The 19,537-nt window shown below is 58.1% G+C and carries 16 protein-coding genes and 1 tRNA gene; 4 read left to right on the plus strand and 13 right to left on the minus strand.

Annotation, left to right across the window (positions count from 1 at the left end):
• Positions 1 to 116: 116 nt before the first annotated feature.
• Genes guaB through CUU80_RS04855 form a run of 3 tightly spaced genes read right to left on the minus strand, consistent with a single transcriptional unit; the run spans position 117 to position 3,657 of the window.
• Entirely contained in the window at positions 117 to 1,670 is a 1,554-nt protein-coding gene (guaB, locus tag CUU80_RS04845; protein ID WP_100496216.1) for an IMP dehydrogenase, read from the minus strand.
• A gap of 29 nt (positions 1,671 to 1,699) precedes the next feature.
• On the minus strand, positions 1,700 to 2,962 hold the full coding sequence (locus CUU80_RS04850) for an MraY family glycosyltransferase (RefSeq protein ID WP_243388645.1): 1,263 nt from the start codon (positions 2,960 to 2,962) through the stop codon (positions 1,700 to 1,702).
• Positions 2,959 to 3,657 carry an L-threonylcarbamoyladenylate synthase gene (locus CUU80_RS04855; protein ID WP_439329969.1) on the minus strand — a complete coding sequence of 233 codons (699 nt, stop codon included), beginning with the start codon at positions 3,655 to 3,657 and terminating at the stop codon, positions 2,959 to 2,961. The genes CUU80_RS04850 and CUU80_RS04855 overlap by 4 nt, the downstream gene beginning before the upstream one ends.
• A 340-nt stretch (positions 3,658 to 3,997) precedes the next feature.
• On the opposite strand from CUU80_RS04855, the gene CUU80_RS04860 reads away from it, so the two are divergent.
• Positions 3,998 to 4,597, plus strand: coding sequence for a sugar O-acetyltransferase (locus CUU80_RS04860; RefSeq protein WP_207760088.1), 600 nt, complete (start codon positions 3,998 to 4,000; stop codon positions 4,595 to 4,597).
• 84 nt (positions 4,598 to 4,681) lie between these two features.
• On the opposite strand, the gene prmC is transcribed toward CUU80_RS04860, so the two are convergent.
• The 5 genes from prmC to CUU80_RS04885 form a co-directional block, all read right to left on the minus strand.
• Complete coding sequence (prmC, locus tag CUU80_RS04865; RefSeq protein WP_100496218.1) at positions 4,682 to 5,560, minus strand: peptide chain release factor N(5)-glutamine methyltransferase; 879 nt, start codon at positions 5,558 to 5,560, stop codon at positions 4,682 to 4,684.
• A gap of 153 nt (positions 5,561 to 5,713) precedes the next feature.
• Complete coding sequence (gene prfA / locus CUU80_RS04870) at positions 5,714 to 6,802, minus strand: peptide chain release factor 1 (RefSeq protein ID WP_100496219.1); 1,089 nt, start codon at positions 6,800 to 6,802, stop codon at positions 5,714 to 5,716.
• 131 nt (positions 6,803 to 6,933) lie between these two features.
• Entirely contained in the window at positions 6,934 to 7,146 is a 213-nt protein-coding gene (gene rpmE / locus CUU80_RS04875) for a 50S ribosomal protein L31 (RefSeq protein ID WP_100496220.1), read from the minus strand.
• A gap of 223 nt (positions 7,147 to 7,369) precedes the next feature.
• Positions 7,370 to 7,443, minus strand: a tRNA-Ile gene (locus CUU80_RS04880).
• Between the two features lie 101 nt (positions 7,444 to 7,544).
• Positions 7,545 to 8,768, minus strand: a complete 1,224-nt coding sequence (locus CUU80_RS04885; protein WP_100496221.1) for an ROK family transcriptional regulator — start codon at positions 8,766 to 8,768, stop codon at positions 7,545 to 7,547.
• Positions 8,769 to 8,999: 231 nt separating this feature from the next.
• Between CUU80_RS04885 and CUU80_RS04890 the strand changes: the two genes are divergently transcribed.
• From CUU80_RS04890 to CUU80_RS04900, 3 genes are all read left to right on the plus strand, one after another.
• A complete protein-coding gene (locus CUU80_RS04890; RefSeq protein ID WP_100496222.1) occupies positions 9,000 to 10,520 on the plus strand; it encodes a xylulokinase in 1,521 nt (506 codons plus the stop codon).
• Between the two features lie 252 nt (positions 10,521 to 10,772).
• Positions 10,773 to 11,075 (plus strand): hypothetical protein, encoded by a 303-nt coding sequence (locus CUU80_RS04895; protein ID WP_100496223.1) that lies wholly within the window; start codon positions 10,773 to 10,775, stop codon positions 11,073 to 11,075.
• 234 nt (positions 11,076 to 11,309) lie between these two features.
• Positions 11,310 to 11,654: a hypothetical protein gene (locus CUU80_RS04900; RefSeq protein WP_100496224.1), complete on the plus strand. Its 345-nt coding sequence runs from the start codon at positions 11,310 to 11,312 to the stop codon at positions 11,652 to 11,654.
• A 304-nt stretch (positions 11,655 to 11,958) separates the two neighbouring features.
• On the opposite strand, the gene mmsB is transcribed toward CUU80_RS04900, so the two are convergent.
• The 5 genes from mmsB to CUU80_RS04925 form a co-directional block, all read right to left on the minus strand.
• The gene (gene mmsB, locus CUU80_RS04905; protein WP_100496225.1) at positions 11,959 to 13,170 is read right to left on the minus strand and encodes a multiple monosaccharide ABC transporter permease; all 1,212 of its coding nucleotides are present in this window, start codon (positions 13,168 to 13,170) and stop codon (positions 11,959 to 11,961) included.
• Positions 13,171 to 13,285: 115 nt separating this feature from the next.
• Positions 13,286 to 14,827 carry an ATP-binding cassette domain-containing protein gene (locus tag CUU80_RS04910; RefSeq protein WP_205832486.1) on the minus strand — a complete coding sequence of 514 codons (1,542 nt, stop codon included), beginning with the start codon at positions 14,825 to 14,827 and terminating at the stop codon, positions 13,286 to 13,288.
• Positions 14,828 to 15,023: 196 nt separating this feature from the next.
• A complete protein-coding gene (locus tag CUU80_RS04915) occupies positions 15,024 to 16,133 on the minus strand; it encodes a substrate-binding domain-containing protein (RefSeq protein ID WP_100496227.1) in 1,110 nt (369 codons plus the stop codon).
• Positions 16,134 to 16,717: 584 nt separating this feature from the next.
• Complete coding sequence (locus CUU80_RS04920; protein ID WP_100496228.1) at positions 16,718 to 16,912, minus strand: hypothetical protein; 195 nt, start codon at positions 16,910 to 16,912, stop codon at positions 16,718 to 16,720.
• Between the two features lie 555 nt (positions 16,913 to 17,467).
• Positions 17,468 to 19,459 (minus strand): right-handed parallel beta-helix repeat-containing protein, encoded by a 1,992-nt coding sequence (locus CUU80_RS04925; RefSeq protein ID WP_100496229.1) that lies wholly within the window; start codon positions 19,457 to 19,459, stop codon positions 17,468 to 17,470.
• Between the last annotated feature and the right edge of the window lie 78 nt (positions 19,460 to 19,537).

The following is a 19,537-nucleotide window of genomic DNA, read 5'->3' on the forward strand; positions in this document are numbered from 1 at the left end:
CCGCGCCCGCATATACAAAGGGGCTCCATGCATGAAAAAAGGGTCCGCATATGCGGACCCTCTCGAAAGTGACCAGTCCCTGACCTGTTCAGCAATCAGACAGGTCAGGAATCAGATCAGTTGTTGTGGAAACCGGAGTAGTTCGGTGCCTCGGCGGTCATCACGATGTCGTGCGGATGAGATTCACGCAGACCGGCATCGGTGATACGAATGAAGCGGCCCTTCTCGGCCATCTCGCCGATGTTGTGGGCACCGATGTAGAACATGGACTGGTGCAGACCGCCGAGCATCTGATAGAGCACGGCGTTCAGCGGTCCACGATACGGCACCTCGCCTTCCACGCCTTCCGGCACGACCTTCTCATTGGAAGTCACGTCAGCCTGGAAGTAACGGTCCTTGGAGTAGGACTTCTTGCCACGCGGAGCCATGGCACCCAAGGAGCCCATGCCACGGTAGAGCTTGTACTGCTTGCCGTGCAGGAGCACCTTTTCACCCGGAGCTTCCTCGCAACCAGCGAGCGTACCGCCGAGCATCACGGAGGAGGCACCGGCGACCAGCGCCTTGGCGATATCGCCGGAGTAGTGGATACCACCATCGGCGATGCACGGAACGCCAGCAGCGCGGCAGGCCTGAGCGGCCTCATACACAGCGGTGAGCTGCGGCACGCCAACACCGGCAACCACACGAGTGGTGCAGATGGAGCCGGGTCCAATGCCGACCTTCACCGCGTCGGCGCCAGCATCGATCATGGCCTGAGCGCCGGAACGGGTGCCCACGTTGCCGCCGATGATCTGCACGCCGTCGAAAGCGGAATCATGCTTCAGGCGGGAGATCATGTCGAGAGCCAGACGGGCCTCACCGTTGGCGGTGTCGACCACGAGCACGTCCACACCGGCCTCCATCAGCGCGGAGGCACGCTGCCAAGCGTCACCGAGGAAGCCAACGCCGGCGGCAACGCGCAGACGCCCCTGCTCATCCTTGGTGGCATCCGGGTACTGCTCGGTCTTGACGAAGTCCTTCACGGTGATCAAACCGGTCAGGTGGCCTTCGGCATCGACCAGCGGCAGCTTCTCGACCTTGTGCTGGGCGAGCAGACGGTGGGCGTCATCCTTGGAGATGTTGGACGGGCCGGTGACCAGGTTCTCCTTGGTCATCACGTCCTTGACCTTGAGGGTGTCGTAATCCTCGGAGGCGATGAAGCGCATGTCGCGGTTGGTGATAATGCCGACGAGCTTGTTTTCCTTGTCCACAACCGGCAGGCCGGAGATATGGAACTTGCCGCACAGCTTGTCGAGATCGGCCAGCGTGACCTCAGGGTTCACGGTCAGCGGATCGGTGATCATACCGGATTCGGAGCGCTTAACCACATCGACCTGAGCGGCCTGATCATCGATGGACAGATTGCGGTGCAGCACGCCGATACCACCGTTGCGGGCCATGGCGATGGCCATCTCGGACTCGGTCACCGTATCCATAGCGGCGGAGAGCACCGGGGCCTTCATCGTAATCTTACGAGTCAGATGAGTGGTGGTGTCCACTTCGGAGGGGATGACATCCGTCTCGTTCGGCAGCAGCAGCACATCGTCATAGGCAAGGCCGAGCTTGGCGAAAATCGGGGGAAGGGGGGCGTACGCCGACTGGGCGTTCAATTCATCAAGGTTTGTAGCCATGTAAACACTATATGAATATGCGCTGACCTTCACGACACCTGTGTTTGATGCTTTTCGTCCGAAACCTTTTCCCGAGCCCCTTCCGCAGGCTGTTTCGGAGTCTCTCGCGTATCTTCGCCCATGGCCGCTTCCAAAGCCTCGCCCGAAACATGCTTCGCTTGCTGCCGAGCCGCCTCGCTAATCAGGTTCTCCGCACGGATCTCCGGAATACGGTGGCGCAGATACGGGTACATGGTAGCGGCCGTCAACAGCACGACAGCGATGAGCATGCCCAACGCCACATACCGTGCCCTGAAGAACAGAATCGTCAGCGATCCAAAAGCGATCAGGGCCGCCCAGCCCCAGAGAATCAGCACGGCACCACGTACTGAGTGCCCGATTTTCAGCATGCGGTGATGCAAGTGCATGCGGTCCGGGTGCATAGGCGACTGGCCTTTGGCCAAACGCCGAACAATCGCCAAGCACATATCCAGCACCGGCAGGAACAATACGAGAATCGGCAGGAGAATCGGCATGAACACCGGCAGATAGATGCTGGTGTGAATTGAAGCCGGGTCAAGTCGCCCGGTCATCACGATCGAGGCGCAGGTAATGAGATAGCCGAGCAGCATGGAGCCGGAGTCGCCCATGAACAGTTTCGCCGGATGCCAGTTATGCAGGATGAAGCCCACGCACACGCCCACCATCATCACCTCGATCATCGTGGCCAGGGAAGCGTAACTCGGCGAGGATCGGGCGATCATATATGAATATGCGGCGAATGCGATGCCGCCGATCGCCACGATTCCGGAAGCCAGACCGTCAAGACCGTCCACGAAATTCACTGCGTTGATCGATGCCACGATCAGGAAAGCGGTGATGGCCATGGACAGGCTCGGGCTGGCTGTGACCAGCGAATCACCGAGAGGCAACGAGATGATCTGTAATCCGCCCCACGCCACGAACACTGAGATCAGGAGCTGTCCGGCGAGTTTGAGCATCCAGTCCAGATCCCATAGATCGTCCGCCATGCCCAACAGGCTGATCATGATGCCACCGGCGAGAATCACCCACATCTGGTAGTTGTCTTCAAATAGGCCCGCGAGGAACGGCAACCGGCTTGCGATAATCGTAGCTACGGTAAAACCGATCAGCATGCCAAGTCCGCCCATACGCGGGGTCGGAATCGTATGCACGTCTCGTGCACGGACCTCGCCTACAGCGCCGATCTCAATGGCGACGTGGCGAATCAGCGGGGTCACCAGCCAGGTGACGCCTCCTGCAATGGCTGCAATCAGTAGGTAGATTCTCATGCGCCCAGTCCTCCGCCATTAAGGTGAAGGGCTTTGCGAATCGTGGTTTGTGAGATGATTCCCTCACGTAGGATTTCAATGCCGTCACGGCCATATGGATCGGCTTTGACGACGGTGCTGGACACATGTCCTTGCGTGGCCCCGCCATCCAAGTACAGATCCACGTCCGTACCGAACGCCTGAAACGCCTCTTCGACGGTCTGAGCGCTTTCTTCTCCGGAACGGTTGGCGCTGGAAGCCGCCAGAGGACCGGTTGCCTTGAGAATCGCAAGCGTCAGTGCCGAGTTGGGGATTCGCACGCCTTGTGTCCCCGGTCGTCCATCGCCGGCATCAGCGACGGTGGCCAACGTACAATCGGCCCCGGCCACGGCAATCGGCGAAAAAGCGCCCGGCAGGAACGCCGCCGCCAAACGATTCAACGGCGAAGGAAGTTCAAGGCCAAGCTCGTCAAGTTGTTCGACCGAAGCCAGCAGCACCTGCAACGCCTTATACCGCGGACGTCGTTTGAGCTGGTAGATGCGCGCTATCGCCTCCCGATTACGCGGATCGCAGGCGATGCCGTATACCGTATCCGTAGGAATAACCACTAGACCGCCCTCATGAATGATGCGCGCAGCCTCGGTCAGCGATGCGTCCGTGACTTTCAGCACTGATCCACGTTCTATGCCCATGTCATCTCCGTTCGCTTGTTCCATCACAATCTATCATTGCACCATTGCGCCCGGACGGTGGAAGGCAGCGACACAATTCACATCATGAGTTGGCCAACCGCATCGCCAACGGCAAAACCAATGGCAGGTTGACGATGGACTCGCCTGCGTATCACGCTACCGGTTACTACAATGAAGCCTGTTTGTTCCGTTAGATCATGGAGGATCCATCATGAGCGACGTCACCGACGCCACCATCAGCCCAACCGACTCTCACAATGTCGCAAGCTCCACAAACCTTGCGACATCGGTGAACCCGACCGTCCGTATCACCGAGCTTCCACCTGTCGAACTGCGCCGTCCACGGACCAGCGAGCGCGAAGAGATGCTCGCCGGACGTCTTTACAATCCCGCTGATCCGGAGCTCACTGCTTTGCGAGATAAGTCCGCCGATCTGTGCACCCGATTCAACGCCACCTCACGTGCCGATCATGACACCCGTACCGCCATTCTCGACGAACTGCTGCCCGGGCACGGCAAGAACCTTGATATTCTCGGTCCGGTTTTCTTCGATTACGGATGCCACACCACCATCGGTGACCGCGTGTTCGCCAATTTCAATTTCACCGTGCTTGACTGCGCCCCGGTCACCATCGGCGACGACGTGCTGTTCGGCCCGAACGTCTCTCTGCTGCCGCCAATGCATCCGCTGCGTTGGCAGGATCGTAACGTACGTCAAGCCCCGGATGGTTCGATGTACGACTACGAATACGGCAAGCCGATTGTGATCGGCTCGAACTGCTGGTTTGGCGGCAATGTGACGGTAATCGGAGGCGTGACCATCGGCGAAGGTTGCGTGATCGGTGCCGGGTCGGTAGTGACTCGCGACATCCCGCCTCACACCGTCGCCGTAGGCAATCCTGCACGTCCGATTCGCGAAATCACTGATAAGGATGCATCAGCTTTGCAGTATTACGCGCAGTGACCGTTCGCGCTAAAGAATAATTGTGGGATGCAATTGCAGTCCAGGCGATAATGCGATTGCATCCCACAAATCATATGGAAGCGACTATCTTTCCGCGAAGAGATACCGGTCTCGGCCGGTCCAATCCTTACCGGTTGCAGCGTTGACGAATCCGGTGGCCCGTGCATAGGCCACCAGTCGATCGCCTTGTGTGATGTCATGCTCCATGACGAGCGCGCCGCCGGACCTCAACAGTCGATAGGCACGCTCGATAATGCGCTCGGGAATCAACGTGCCGTCCGCCGAGCCGCCGTACAAGGCAAGCTCAGGATCCCAGTCACGCACTTCCGGCTGTTCGGGAACATCGGTTTCAGGTACATACGGCGGATTGGTAATCACCATGTCCACCGTACCGTCAAGCTGGGCCAGCGTGACCAGCGATGTGGCATCGCCTATTTCCAGCTGATAATTTGAAGCGATGGAAGGATATTGCTTGGCCGTATGCGCCAAGTTCCTTTGCGTCCATTCCGCTGTACGAGGGGACAATTCCACAGCCCATACCTGACTCCCCGGCACTTCGGTGACCACGGCAAGTCCAATCGCGCCTGAACCGGCACACAGATCGACTACACGTGGATGCATAAGCCCATGCTGGGTTATCCAATCCAATCCTGCCTGAACCACGGTTTCGGTTTCAGGGCGCGGAATAAACACGCCAGAGCCGACTTGCAAATCCAAATATCTGAACGGCGCATGTCCCACGATATATTGCAACGGTTCACGCTTAACACGACGATTCACCATGCCTTGGAATCGCGTCTCGTCATACTCAAGCGCGCTACCCATGAGTATGGCCTTATCCACATCGCGCAGTTCCGCCCCGGCCGCTTCGGCCAGCAGCAGTTTCGCATCATGTTCAGGAGTTTCGATACCAGCCTCGCGCAATCGCGCCGATGCCAAGCGAATCGCATCAATTACGGTCATCATTTTCCTCATTCGGCCGCAACGTAACATATCGACGTAAAGAGGGGTTGGCTGGGACATGTGATGTTCGACCGTAAGCTTGGCCGAACGGCCTTGAGTGTGTCGAGCATTACATGTCCCAGCCAGCCCCGGCCGAACAGTTACGGTACCGTTTTACTGCTGGTTTGCCAGACGCTCGGCCTCATCGGCCTGGATATCCGAATCGATGACGGCCTGCAGATCGCCATCAAGTACGGCATCCAAGTTGTACGCCTTGTAATTCGTACGGTGATCGACGATACGATTCTCCGGGAAGTTATAGGTACGGATTCGTTCAGAACGATCCAGCGATCGCACCTGCGAGTGACGCATATCAGCGGCTTCTGCGGCTTCCTGCTCATGTTTCATGGCAAGCAGACGGCTCTTCAGCACGCGCAGAGCGGCGGCACGATTCTGAATCTGCGATTTCTCATCCTGCATGCTCACCACAATGCCAGTGGGGATATGGGTCATACGCACGGCGGAATACGTGGTGTTCACCGACTGGCCGCCAGGACCGGAACTCATGAAGATATCGATCTTCAGATCCTTTGGATCGATCTCGATCTCATCGTCGTCTTCGTCGGCTTCCGGGAAGACGATCACACCGGCGGCGGAGGTCTGGATACGTCCCTGCGATTCGGTGACCGGCACGCGCTGCACGCGGTGCACGCCACCCTCATACTTCATCGACGCCCACACGCCATCTTCCGGGGCGGGTGTGCCCTTGGCGCGAATGGCGATCTGCACATCCTTCACGCCGCCAAGTTCGGTGGTGTTCTCGGATTGGACGACGACGTTCCAGCCTCGCTTCTCTGCATAACGCGTATACATGCGCAGCAGGTCGCCGGCGAACAGCGCGGCCTCCTCGCCACCGGTTCCGGCCTTGATCTCCATGATGGTGTCGCGCGCGTCATCCGGATCACGCGGAATCAGTGCAGTGCGCAGCTTGTCTTCCACCGTCGGCAGCTCAGCTTCAAGACGTTTGGCCTCTTCGGCGAAGTCTTCGTCTTCAGCGGCCATTTCGCGTGCCGCTTCCAGATCATCCTTGACTTGCAGATAGTCCTTATATGCGCTGACAATGGAGCCAAGTTCGGCATGGCGACGACCCAGCTTACGCAGTTTGTCCGGATTGGACACGATTTCAGGGCTGGCCATCTGCTGCTCGATCGATTCGTATTCCTCAAGCGCGGTAGCCGCCGCGGGGAACTGTTCGTCTGCCATGACGATTCCTTCCATGGTTGACATTGAAAAAAACGAAAGAAATTGAGGGGAAATGAATACAAAAACGCCAGTCCCACCGGTATTGGGCGCGCGAAAACGCGCCGAGCCGGACTGGACTGGCGTGAAGTATGCTACTTGCTCTTCTTGCCGTAGCGACGCTCGAAGCGAGCAACACGGCCACCGGTGTCGAGAATCTTCTGCTTGCCGGTGTAGAACGGGTGGCACTGGGAGCACACGTCAACGAACATGTGATCTTCCTTGCCAGCAGTGCGGGTCACGAAGGTGTTGCCGCACGAGCACGTCACCTCAACGGGGTGGTAATCAGGATGAATACCCTGCTTCATTATTGTCTCCTATGGATTCGGGGGACCCGGGTCGTCATGCCCCTATGGCAGACGTGAACCGGAACTTTTGGAAGTGTACTCTCGCGTCTGGACTGCCAAAGCCATCATTCCCGGCGAGAGTCCATACGAATGGCATCGCCTGATTCGCCGAGGACTCCGCAGACAATAATCGACCGGACAAACACGCAGCCGTCTCAGGTTTCAGATACGCCGGCAAGAAAAGTGGGGCCGCAGGGGCTTGAACCCTGGACCGGGCGATTATGAGTCGCATGCTCTAACCGACTGAGCTACGGCCCCACGTTCGCTGCGAAACAGCCAACTTGCCAAAGTGTAGCACGACCCCATGCTCACCCGCCGAGACAAGCCACGCTACTGCCTTCCCAAGCACTCCATGAACGCTACTCCATGAACGTCAGAGGACTGTCGATAAACCGCCGCAATCCCATCTCAGCCGCGCCATAGAGCGAGGGATGCGAAGCCACCGGCGGTACGAACACGCGAATCTTGGCATTGGGATAGCCCAGAATTTCGGAGCGCAGACGACCGGACAGCACGTTGGCCAGCTCATCGCCGAAATGCTCCCATAGACCACCGAGCAGCACGGTGTCCACATCCACCAGATTCACTGCGGACGCAATGGCGGACACCAATGCGTCCGCAGCCTGATCGACCACGTGGGCCACGACCGGATCCCCGGCATTCCACCGTTTGAGGAATGTATTGATGGCTTCGCTGCTGGTCGCGTCTGCCCCCTCGGTGATTTCGGCCGCTTCGACCAACGCACGACGCCCGGCGAACGCCTCAAGGCATCCATGGCGTCCGCAACTGCACAGCGGCCCATCCATAGCCACCGACAGATGACCGATTTCTCCGGCGAATCCGTGCGATCCCATCACCACTTCGCCGTCGCGCACCACTGCACCGCCGATGCCGATATCCGTGGAAAGATAGATGAAGGAATCCATGCGGTCCACCACGTTCAGGAAATTGGCCCGTTGCGTGGCATAACCCGGAATCTGGGCGATGGCCGCCATCTTCGCCTCATTGCCGGCCACCACGTCCAAGCGTCGCACCACGTTGAAACGGGTCAGATTCACGTTCTCCCAGCCGAGATTTCTGGCTACCAACAACCACATATCGTCGGTCACGATGCCCGGCAACGCCAATCCCGAGCCAACAACCCGACAACCGCGACGCTTCAATCGGCTTTCCAACGGGAAGGTCATGGCATCAAGTTTAGCGAAGATCTCATAAGGATCCGTGCCGGTCATGTCCTCGCTGATCCATTCGCGCCCCAACGTGTCGCCGTTCAGGTCAAGGGCCAAGCACCCGTAGCCATCCGTATTGATCTGCAATCCGATGCCCGCAATATTGCCACCCTGTATCTGCAGCGGAGTGCTGGGGCGTCCATAGGTTGTGGAGACTACCGGGTCTCCCTCGCATACCACGCCACTGTCAATCAGCATTGAGGCAAGCAGGGAAAGCGTAGCCTTGGTCAGTCCGGTTTCCTTGGCCAGATCGGCACGGCTCATAGGCTTCTGTGATCGCAACAGGGTGTCGAGCGTTACCGAAAGATTATGGTTACGCAGATCCTCCTGATTGATTCTGCGCAGATTTGGCATCCTCCCCAACCTCCTCACCTTCCCTTGAGTCGTAGACAGTATAAGCGACCGAGAGCGCTCTCAAAGCATTCCGCCTAGGAATAACGAGCGCCCGCGAGCTGCACCCGAATGCGCATCTTCGCGTGTTTCCGTTTGCAATCGCACGTTGCAATACAGTATAGTTTAATCGTCTAACTTATTGGTTATGGCGCGCCGTGATTATTGAGCGCGACCCTCATCGAGGAGGAATGCATGACAAGAGTACTGGTTGCCGGTGTCGATACGTCAACCCAATCCACCAAGGTCCGCATCACCGACGCCGCCACGGGCGAACAAGTCCGTTTCGGTCAGGCCAAGCACCCCGACGGCACATCCGTCAATCCGGAATTCTGGTGGGAAGCGTTCCAGAAGGCAGCCGAACAGGCCGGCGGCCTGGATGATGTGGCCGCGCTTGCCGTCGGCGGCCAGCAGCACGGCATGGTGATTCTGGACAAGCAAGGCAACGTGATCCGCGACGCCATGCTCTGGAACGACATTAGCTCCGCTCCGCAGGCCGCCGCCTTGATCGACAAGCTGGGAGCAGCGCCGGCTGAGGGTGACGAACCCGAGGATGTGACCGCCCGCGGCAAGCAGCGCTGGGTCAAGGCCGTCGGCTCCTCCCCCGTGGCCTCCTACACGCTGACCAAGGTGGCTTGGGTGGCGGAAAACGAGCCTGAAAACGCCAAGAAGATCGCCGCCATCTGCCTGCCCCACGATTGGTTGAGCTGGCGCATCGCCGGCTATGGTCCGGTGGCCGAAGGCGAGGACGCCCATCTTGATGCCCTGTTCACCGACCGTTCCGACGCTTCCGGCACCATCTACTACGACGCCGCTCACGATGAGTACCGCCGCGATCTCATCGCCATGGTTCTGACCCCGGCAGAGGGCGAGGAAGCCGCCAAGGCTCATGCGGACTCCATCATCCTGCCCACCGTGCTTGGTCCCACCGAGTCCGCAGCGGTAAAGGCCTGCCCCGCCGTGGCCGGCAAGGATGTCGAAGGCGGCTGCATCTTGGGCCCGGGCGGCGGTGACAACGCCATGGCCTCACTGGGCCTTGGCATGGCTGTGGGCGATGTTTCCATTTCACTGGGTACTTCCGGCGTGGCCGCCGCCATCGCCGAAAATCCGGTGTACGACCTCACGGGTGCCGTCTCCGGCTTCGCCGACTGCACGGGTCATTACCTGCCGCTGGCCTGCACGATCAACGGTTCGCGCATCTTGGACGCCGGCCGCGCGGCTCTCGGCGTGGATTATGACGAGCTGGCCGAGCTGGCCTTCAAGTCCGAGCCCGGTGCAGGCGGCATCACGCTGGTGCCGTACTTCGACGGCGAGCGCACGCCGAACCGTCCGGATGCCACCGCTTCCTTGACCGGTCTGACGCTGCACAACACCACCAAGGAAAACCTTGCGCGCGCGTTCGTGGAGGGTCTGTTGTGCTCTCAGCGCGACTGCTTGGAACTCATCCGCTCTCTCGGCGCTCAGATCAGCCGCATTCTGCTGATCGGCGGCGGCGCCAAATCCGTGGCCATCCGCACGCTGGCTCCTTCGATTCTGGGCATGGACGTAACTCGTCCAGCCACTGACGAGTATGTGGCCATCGGTGCTGCCCGTCAGGCCGCTTGGGTACTTTCCGGCGAAGCAGAACCGCCCGCATGGGAGCTCAACATCGAGGGCGTGGAGACCGGTGAGCCGACCGAGGCGGTCTATGCCGCCTACGCCAAGGCCCGCGGCTGAACTTCAGCACTGCGTATCATCACCCGGATTGCAACTTCAGGCCGTCGGCCAAGGATCAGCGCTCATGCAATACGCATGCGTCGTTCTGGCCGCCGGCCTTTTTGTTGCCAGAGAATCACATCGTTACGATACGGAATCTGCAGTAAGCTCGGCCGGCAATCCTGACATAGCGGATGCTCGTTACGCCATACCATGTTGCGTTATAACAGCCTCGCTATAATCAAATAGTTTGCACTATTTTGGAGAAATCACATGAATGATCGCTCACGCATGATGCTGTACGCCCTGACCGCCTTGGCCTGCGTGGTCTGGATCTGGCAGTCTGTCCAGGAATCAATGGCGGACGGCACTATGATCAGCACGTCAAACATCATCTTTTTGGTGTGCATCGGCATCGCCGCCATCTATTGTGCGGCCAATGCTCTGATGTTGTGGTGGCACCAGCCCGGTAATGACGACAAGGACGACGTACAGACCGACGATCATGACACCGACGCTAACGCCGACACTGACGAGTCCACGGAAGATGACGATTCCGAATCGCACAGCAACTGATCTTTCGTCCACCGCCGGCAAACCAACCCCAAACACAACACATCGATAACTATTTCAAGCGGCAACGGCACAATCTGGCGGTTGCCGCTTTACTATTAGTCTGGGTTAAGTAAAGAAACGTGGGTCTTATATTGCCGTCTTATTGCAATTCACCGCTGGCCGAGCAGCGGAATCCGCGTAATCAGAACGGCACTGCACACAGACACATGAGCACACATTATTAAAAGGAGCATCATGGATCCAACCACCATGGAAATCGCCATCAGCGCAGCGCTAGGCGTCGTTTGCGTCCCCTGCGGCACATTCCTAGGTCTTATTCCGATGAAGGCAGATCAGGTGACCACCAAGCAGTCGCGCGCCTCGCAGATGATGTGCTTCGTCATCGCGCTGGTGTTCATCGGCCTGCTTATCGCCGAACGAGACATGGAGACTTGGGCCATTGTGGCCGGTCTGCTCATCGGTTTCGGCATCGGCAAGATCCCTCCCCTTCACCAGTGGGCACTCGCCAAGTGGCCGTTCCTTGAACCCAAGAAGCCTGCCGCCAAGCCGAAGCGCGTCAAGAAGGCCAAGAAGAAGTAATTACCTGCACTTCACATCGCAACAACCGGCGTTATGTATGCGGCCCAACGAAGGCCCCGCATACATAACGCCGGTTTTGATGTCTTAGCCCTCACTATGTACGCGAGGGGATAGTTCCGATACATAGTGAGGGATTGGCGGCACACCAGACCCGCACACGCCGCGCACAAGTACCGCTACACACGAAAAAGGGACGCCGCATCAGCGACGTCCCTTTCGGAGGAGGAAGGGAACTACGGGTTCCTATCCTTGTGAGGTTCGATTCGTTGGAAGATTCGGACCGAACCCCACGGTTGTTATTCGATCAGCCCTTCTTCTTCTTGGAGAGCAGATCGTAAGCCACAGCGGCGATGACCACGAGGCCCTTGATGGTCTTAACCCAAGCGGCGTCCACACCCATGATGGACAGACCCTGATTCAGCACGCCCATGATCAGTGCGCCAACCATAGCGCCCGGAATGGTACCAATACCACCGGTGACGGCCGTGCCACCGATGAAGCAGGCGGCGATGGCGTCCATCTCGAATTCCATACCAGTCTGTGCGGAAGCGGAGGCCAGACGGGAGAGGGTGATGATGGAGGCGATGGAGACCAGGAAGCCCATGTTCAGGAAGATCTCGAAATCGACCTTCTTGGTGTCGATGCCGGAGAGGATGGCGGCCTTGCGGTTGCCGCCAACGGCATAGACGTTACGTCCGAAGACCATGCGGTTGAGGACGAAGTAGTACACGCACACCAGCACGCCGATGATCACGAGAACGATCGGGATGCCGCCCTGAGTGGCGTTGCCGGACATGGCCAGCAGGTAGGTGACGTAGCCGATGGCAAGGGCGGCGACCACGCACTTCAGCACCACGAAGCTCATCGGCTGGGCCGGCAGACCGTTCTTGACAGCCTTGGCACGCTTGGTCAGCTGGCTCCAGATCACCAGCACGATGGCGGCGATGCCCACGATCAATGCGGTCAGCGCATAGGGACCCACGAAGATGGTCGGCACATAGTCCTTGGAGATGGCACGGAAGGCGGCGTTGGAAACCGGGATGGACTCGCCGGCCACGACGGTGGCGAGACCACGGAAGATGAGCATGCCGCCCAGCGTGGTCACGAAGCCGGGGACGCCAACGTAGGCGACCCAGAAGCCATGCCATGCGCCGATGACCAAGCCGATCGCGATCATGAGCAGAATCGCGGCCCACCACGGTATGCCATGTTTCATGGCCAGTGCGCCGACACCGCCGATGAAGGCGACCACAGAACCCACGGACAGATCAATGTGGGTGGCGATGATGATCATCAACATACCGATGGCGGCGATCAGCACGTAGGCGTTCTGCTGGAAGAGGGCCACCACATTGTTCGGGTTCAGCAAACGACCCGAGGTCAGAATCTGGAAGACGACAATGACCAGTACGAGGGCCAGATAGATGCCGTAGGAGCGCATGTTGCCCAGCAGCAGGGACTTGAGGCTCTGCTCCTCGCCCTTCTTCGCGGCGGGGGAAACGGTTGCGGTAGACATTTGGAAATTATCCTTTCGAAGCTTCTTTGCTATAGGCGCTTGGCGCGCCGGATTCGCGAAGGCCTGCCGGGCTCATGCGCAATCGCTGCGCCGGGCTCGACAAACCGGGACGACGTCAGGCGAAGACCTGATCCTTGGGCAAGGCCGTCGGAGAAGTCATGTACTTCATCAGCTCCTCCTGATTGGTGGTCTTGGCGTTGAACACACCGGTGATCTGGCCCGCACTCATGGTGTAGATGCGATCACAGATACCTAGCAGCTCAGGCAGTTCGGAGCTGATCACCACGACGGCGGAACCGGAGTCGGCCAACTGGTCGATGATCTCGTAGATGTCGTACTTGGCACCCACATCGATGCCTCGTGTCGGTTCGTCCAGAATCAGAACCTTGGGGTCCGTGGCCATCCACTTGGCGAGCACGACCTTTTGCTGGTTGCCACCGGAAAGGTTGCCGGCCGGCATTTCGATGGTCGGCGCCTTGGTGCGGAACTCCTTGCGGTACTTCTCAGCCGTTTGCTTCTCACGGGTTTCGTCCACCACACCCAGCTTGTTGGACAGTTCCTTGAGGCTGGCCAGAGACGTGTTCTCGCGAATGGTCTTCATAAGGTTCAGGCCATAGACCTTACGATCCTCGGTGGCGTAGGCCACGCCATGATCGATGGCGGAACGCACGGTCGGGAACTTAACTTCCTTGCCTTCCACGAAGATCTTGCCGGAGGCGTTGGTGCCGTACTGACGGCCGAACACGCTCATGGCGGTCTCGGTACGGCCTGCACCGATCAGTCCGGCCATGCCGACGATCTCACCGGCACGCACGTTGAAGCTCACGTTCTTGGCGACCAGTCGGTTTTCGTCGAGCGGATGATGCATCTTCCAATCCTCGACACGGAACATTTCCTTGCCGATATGCGGCTCATGCACCGGATAACGGTTGGTCAGCGGGCGACCCACCATGTCGCGGATCAGCACATCCTGATCCAGCGGGTGCTCGGCGTCAATGTCAATGTGGCTGATGGTATGGCCATCTCGAATCACCTGCACGGCATCTGCGGAGTAGGCGATCTCGTTGAGCTTGTGAGAGATGATGATGGCAGTGATGCCCTGTTCGCGGCGCAGGCCGTCAATCAGGTCAAGTAGGTTCTTGGAATCCTCATCGTTCAGGGCGGCGGTCGGCTCGTCCAGAATAAGGAGCTTCACGTTCTTGGTCAGGGCCTTGGCGATTTCGACCAACTGCTGCTTGCCGACGCCGATGTTGGAGATCAGGGTGTCCGGATTCTCGTCCAGACCGACCTTCTTCATCACATCGTAGGCGATCTTGCGCTGCTGGTCGGCATCGATGGCGATGCCCTTCTTCTTTTGGTTGCCCAGGAAGATGTTCTCCTGGATTGACATGTACGGTACCAGTGCAAGCTCCTGGTGAATGATCACGATGCCCTTCTCCTCGGAATCGCGAATCGTCTTGAACTTGCAGGTTTCGCCGTTGTATACGATGTCGCCCTCGTAGGTGCCGTACGGGTATACGCCCGAAAGCACGTTCATCAGGGTCGACTTGCCGGCGCCGTTCTCACCGCAGATCGAGAATATCTGGCCCCTCTTGACCGTGATATTCACGTCGTTCAATGCGGTGACCGGGCCGAAGCGCTTTACGATATGACGCATCTCAAGAATCACGTCACCGTTTGTAGCCACAGTTACCTCCTCCGATAGTAATGTCCCTGTGCATGGTGAAGGCGCCGTACCGCAACGATGCAGTGCGGCGCCTCCTGTTCTGTGAGCTAGCTGCGAACCGTCATAGTCCGCGTACTTCTCTGAGTTCGTTATGCCTTACGGCTGGTGATCGGCTTCCTCCGTACGATCACAGGCCGGCATCGGCGGCGGAGATGTAGCCGCCGTCAACGAGGACTTCCTTGAGGTTGTCCTTGTCCACGGTGACCGGGGTCAGCAGCTGGGACGGGACATCCTTGGTGCCGTTGTTGAAGGTATCCGGAGCGGACGGCTCCTTGCCGTCGACGAGGGCCTTGATCATCTCAGCGGTGGCCTTGGCCAGCTCGCGGGTGTCCTTGTAGACGGTCATCGACTGCTTGCCCTGAACAATGGCCTGAACATTGGCCTTCTCGGCGTCCTGTCCGGTGATGATCGGGTAGTAGTCCCAGCCGGCGGCTTCAACGGTGTTGTAGGTACCGGTTGCCTCGGCGTCGTTCTGAGCGAGCACGGCGTCAAGCTTGGTGCCATCGTTGTAGAAGGAGTTGATGCGGTTCTCCATCTCGTTCTGAGCCTTCTGACGGTCCCAGTTGTCGATGCCGATGGACTGCCAATCGTCAGCGGAGGACGGAACCTTGCCGGACTTGGACTGCAGCACGCCGGACTTGAAGTACGGTCCGAGCACATCCCACGCGCCCTTGAAGTAGTATCCAGCATTGTTATCGGTCGGGGAACCGGCCATGAGCTCGACGTTGAACGGGCCCTTCTGACCATCCTTCAGACCAAGCTTCTGCTCGATGTACTCGCCTTGCATGCGACCGACATCCTCCAGAGAGAAGGTCGCGTAGTAGTCGACGGCGTCGGTGTTCATGATAAGACGGTCGTAGGCGATGACCTTGCCACCGTTGGCGGCCACCTGCTCTGCGGCAGCACCGGTTGCAGTGCCATCGATGGATGCGATGACCACATAGTTCATGCCGTTGTTGGCCATGTTCTGAATCTGGGAGGTCTGCAGATCGGTCTTGCCATCTGCATACTGCAGGGTGACGTCGTAACCGTAGCCTTCAAGTTGCTTCTTCAGGTTCTCGCCATCGATCTTCCAACGCTCAAGCATCTGCTCAGGCATTGAAATGCCGACCTTGACGCCATCGGAGCCGCTGCCGCCACCGGCGGTGGTGCCACGGGTTCCGCCGCCGCAGGCAGCCAGCGGGACGAGCATAGCAGTCGCGGCAAGCACGCCGAGAGCCTTGGTCCACTTATTCATGGGGATTCCTTTCGTCATTGATAGGAACTTTGTTTCCTCTTCCTTGCGGTCCAGCAGCCTTTGCTGAACCTGTAAAAAATATACCACATAGTTTTTTGGTTTAACAATTACCAATTGGCAACTTTCGCTGGAATTGAGCCATTTTTGACGTATTTGATTCGCCCGTCTAACTAATTGTGAGCGGTAACAATGACAGTTTTTCAACATTCCACTGAACTATGATGCACACGATCTCATCGTTGAGAAAAACGCGACACGCCGAAAGTCTTCCACCTCATCTACACACTTTTTCTCACATAATTCAATCAAAATCACACATTGTCAACCGCGATAAGAACATAGCACATAAAAAACGCACAGCCACCCCTCTCAAAAAACAACGTACCCCAAAAGCCCCGGGCTCGTCCGACAGACAACCGTTCGCCCCCCCCACTCAGCTCACAGTCGTTCCGAAAAACAGAAAAGCCGCCCCACGTCAAGTGAAGCGGCATACAAATACGACTCGCTGCTACAGGACCCAAACTCCCGCAAGAGCATGCAGGCACACAGCCGGTCCCGTCAGCGATTCAAAGCATTCACGAAATTCAGCAGACGGCCTCCCCCGTCTCAAACAAGGCGAGGAATTTCGGACGCCAAGCATAGCGGGTAGAGACCAACACCAATCCGGCGGCGGTCAGCAATGCTCCGATCGGCGCGGCCACAGGAGCCACGAACAACAGCACGGCATACACCGCGGCCAGCAGAATCAGCGAAAACAACAGCATTCGATGTGCGCGCATAGCAGTATCTCCATTGACGTTGCGTAGGTACGCAGAACGGGTACGGTCATTTAGTTTAATGATTTAACCATATACCTGTTTTGTTACGAACGCAAATCCGCGTCGTCTACCGAGCCGCCTGGTTTGATCCGACGCAAGTAAAGAACCTGAGATGTTTATATGACATGCGCACAGCTCCGATGCAAATCGCGCCCATGCCCCCCCCTCAGACGGACTCGATCACAGTCCTCAAACATAAAATGCTTGCCACACAAATGCAATACCGGTCAATTTGCGCTGACGTACCATTCGGGCGTGCCACGACAGCGCATTCCAAGGCTTTATACACTGTCGTACCGCAGAAATCCCTACGATCTCGGTTGGATTGCCGATAACGCCGTGCCACATCACCGCAATAACGGCAATAATGCACTATCGTGGCACACATTCCGCCCACGGCATTCGGGAGAATGAGCATAAAGCCGATCCCCATAGCAAAAATCGCAAATGCAAATAATAACGGCCGGATGCCCAACAATTGTCGCAAGGCATCCGACCGTTTCTTGACCGCGATCATCAACAAGACACGGCACTACTCCAAATGAGCACTTCACCTCTCGGATATACGGCAAGAGGGCCGCGAGCGGATTCCTCGCCGCGTACATCACCCACCATATCGCGATTCACCATAATCGACGAACCGTCCGGCTGCTCGAAATACTCCTCCACAATGCGAGGCTGTCCCAAATCAGCGGTAGACACCACCGAGCCAGTCGCCCCACGCGCCTCATCAGGCAACGCAAGCGCAATCCACAACTCATCATCGGTCTCGCGCAAGCTCAAGGTACCAGCCTCGGCACATGTCACGGCATCCGTTTCCCATGATGCAGCTTTCGCTCCATTCAGATACGTATTGGACGTCAGCATCATGGGCTGCAGGATGCTGCGATACAGCTCTTCATCGCCCAATCCCGCCTCTTCAATGCGTTGTTCGTATTCCGCGAGCGAGCGCGGATAATCCTCGAAGCAAGAGGTGCCCGCATCGGTCACGCTGACGGATCCGACGGCGTTCTGCGTCCGCTCAGGCGGCACCTCGCCTTCAACCGCCATGAAGAGGTTATTAATGAATCGGTCGTCACCGCCATAGACGAATGCTTCACCGGCAGGGGCGGTGGAATGCGGGAAGTGATACGGCGTGGACCGGTCCAGCACCTGAGTGTGACGCAGACGCCCGGCAAACAGGTTGTTCACAAACGCAGCGCCTTGCGCATAGTCGTCGAAGCTGAATTCTGAGGCAAACACGTTGTTCACGAAGGTGAGAGGGCCATGGGTCACCTCGGTCATCACGTCACGCGTGTTGCGGTAGAACACATTTGCGTCCACGATGGTGCCCTGCGCCTGCCAGTCCAGCCACATGCCCAGCACCGAATCATGTACACGATTGCCGCGTACCACGGTATCGACTGCGGCATGCATTTTGATCGCGGCGACCTCCCAGCCGAAGAACTCGCGCTTGGTACCGATTCGGTAGATGTGGTTGCCTTCAATGAGGCTGAACGCACAGCCCATATGTCCCACCACGCCGTTCTGGCCGCAGTCGAAAATCACGTTGTCGCGTACCACATGGCCACCGACCACGCCTTTCTCCCAACCCGCATGCAGAGCCTTGTACACTGCTTCCTTCTGATATTGGTAGCCGGATTTGCGGTGTGTACGCGTCGAATCGTTATCTCCGGTGGAAATCTCCTTACCGAGACTGATGGCCGAGCATTTCGCGTCATGGATCACGTTGTCCTCGATCACCCAGCCGCGCGACCAGTGCGGGCCGATCAAGCCCACCTGATCAGCGGTCGGCGGAGTATACGGGCAGGCCGCACGGCACAGTTCGAACCCGCGCACGGTGATGTAATTGACGAACGGTCGCGATGGGTAGAAGCAGGTTTCACGCACGTTGATTTCAGTGATTTCCGCATTCGGGTCGGCATCATGGAAGTTCGCCCAAATCGTAGTGCTTTCGGCATTCGTCTCGCAGTACCATACGTTCACTGTTGCGTCCGGGTCGAGCAGCGGCACGACCGCTTCGGTCGCGGCATCCCTGCCGGTATCCCAACGTTCAGGAGCACGTACCTTGTCCAACGAAGACACTTCGTAGAACGACTTGCCGTTGAGATATACATCACCCAAGTGACGGACCTCGACTTTGGGATCCGGGTAGACGGTCCAGTCACCGAACACAGTCTCGACGTACGGGTTGTACTCGCCGAAAAAGGCATTCGGGATCGCGGCACGCCATACGCCATCGCCTTCAGGCACCCATGTATCGATGCGTTCGGCACCGGTGATGACCGGGCGCGACTCGCCCTCGGCCGCACGGTAGACGATGCGGTTCGTTTCGTTTTCGCCGCCAAAGCGCGGGTCCACGGACTCCCGGTATGTGCCGGCGTGCACGATCACCTCGTCGCCGGCGCGCGCGATGGCGGCCGCCTGGCCGATGGTCAGGAACGGGTCGGTTGCGCTGCCACTGCCCGACAGGGAACCGGCCGAAGCCGAAACATGGTATTGCGTCATCGCATTGCTCCTTTGCGTATTGCTTGCACATCCTTACGGATTTTCGATAATTCCTTGAATATGGGTTTCCTGTTATCT

Origin of the sequence: Bifidobacterium scaligerum (genome assembly GCF_002802865.1) — a bacterium.
GTDB lineage: Bacteria > Actinomycetota > Actinomycetes > Actinomycetales > Bifidobacteriaceae > Bifidobacterium > Bifidobacterium scaligerum.

Excerpts from the sequence above, each read along its gene's own strand:
- prmC (WP_100496218.1), bottom strand. The coding sequence starts at position 5,560 with ATGACCGTAATTGATGCGATTCGCTTGGCATCGGCGCGATTGCGCGAG.
- CUU80_RS04900 (WP_100496224.1), top strand. The coding sequence starts at position 11,310 with ATGGATCCAACCACCATGGAAATCGCCATCAGCGCAGCGCTAGGCGTC.
- CUU80_RS04855 (WP_439329969.1), bottom strand. The coding sequence starts at position 3,657 with ATGGAACAAGCGAACGGAGATGACATGGGCATAGAACGTGGATCAGTG.
- CUU80_RS04885 (WP_100496221.1), bottom strand. The coding sequence starts at position 8,768 with ATGCCAAATCTGCGCAGAATCAATCAGGAGGATCTGCGTAACCATAAT.
- CUU80_RS04910 (WP_205832486.1), bottom strand. The coding sequence starts at position 14,827 with ATGCGTCATATCGTAAAGCGCTTCGGCCCGGTCACCGCATTGAACGAC.
- CUU80_RS04925 (WP_100496229.1), bottom strand. The coding sequence starts at position 19,459 with ATGACGCAATACCATGTTTCGGCTTCGGCCGGTTCCCTGTCGGGCAGT.
- guaB (WP_100496216.1), bottom strand. The coding sequence starts at position 1,670 with ATGGCTACAAACCTTGATGAATTGAACGCCCAGTCGGCGTACGCCCCC.
- CUU80_RS04860 (WP_207760088.1), top strand. The coding sequence starts at position 3,998 with ATGCTCGCCGGACGTCTTTACAATCCCGCTGATCCGGAGCTCACTGCT.
- CUU80_RS04915 (WP_100496227.1), bottom strand. The coding sequence starts at position 16,133 with ATGAATAAGTGGACCAAGGCTCTCGGCGTGCTTGCCGCGACTGCTATG.
- CUU80_RS04895 (WP_100496223.1), top strand. The coding sequence starts at position 10,773 with ATGAATGATCGCTCACGCATGATGCTGTACGCCCTGACCGCCTTGGCC.
- prfA (WP_100496219.1), bottom strand. The coding sequence starts at position 6,802 with ATGGCAGACGAACAGTTCCCCGCGGCGGCTACCGCGCTTGAGGAATAC.
- CUU80_RS04890 (WP_100496222.1), top strand. The coding sequence starts at position 9,000 with ATGACAAGAGTACTGGTTGCCGGTGTCGATACGTCAACCCAATCCACC.
- rpmE (WP_100496220.1), bottom strand. The coding sequence starts at position 7,146 with ATGAAGCAGGGTATTCATCCTGATTACCACCCCGTTGAGGTGACGTGC.
- CUU80_RS04850 (WP_243388645.1), bottom strand. The coding sequence starts at position 2,962 with ATGAGAATCTACCTACTGATTGCAGCCATTGCAGGAGGCGTCACCTGG.
- CUU80_RS04920 (WP_100496228.1), bottom strand. The coding sequence starts at position 16,912 with ATGCGCGCACATCGAATGCTGTTGTTTTCGCTGATTCTGCTGGCCGCG.
- mmsB (WP_100496225.1), bottom strand. The coding sequence starts at position 13,170 with ATGTCTACCGCAACCGTTTCCCCCGCCGCGAAGAAGGGCGAGGAGCAG.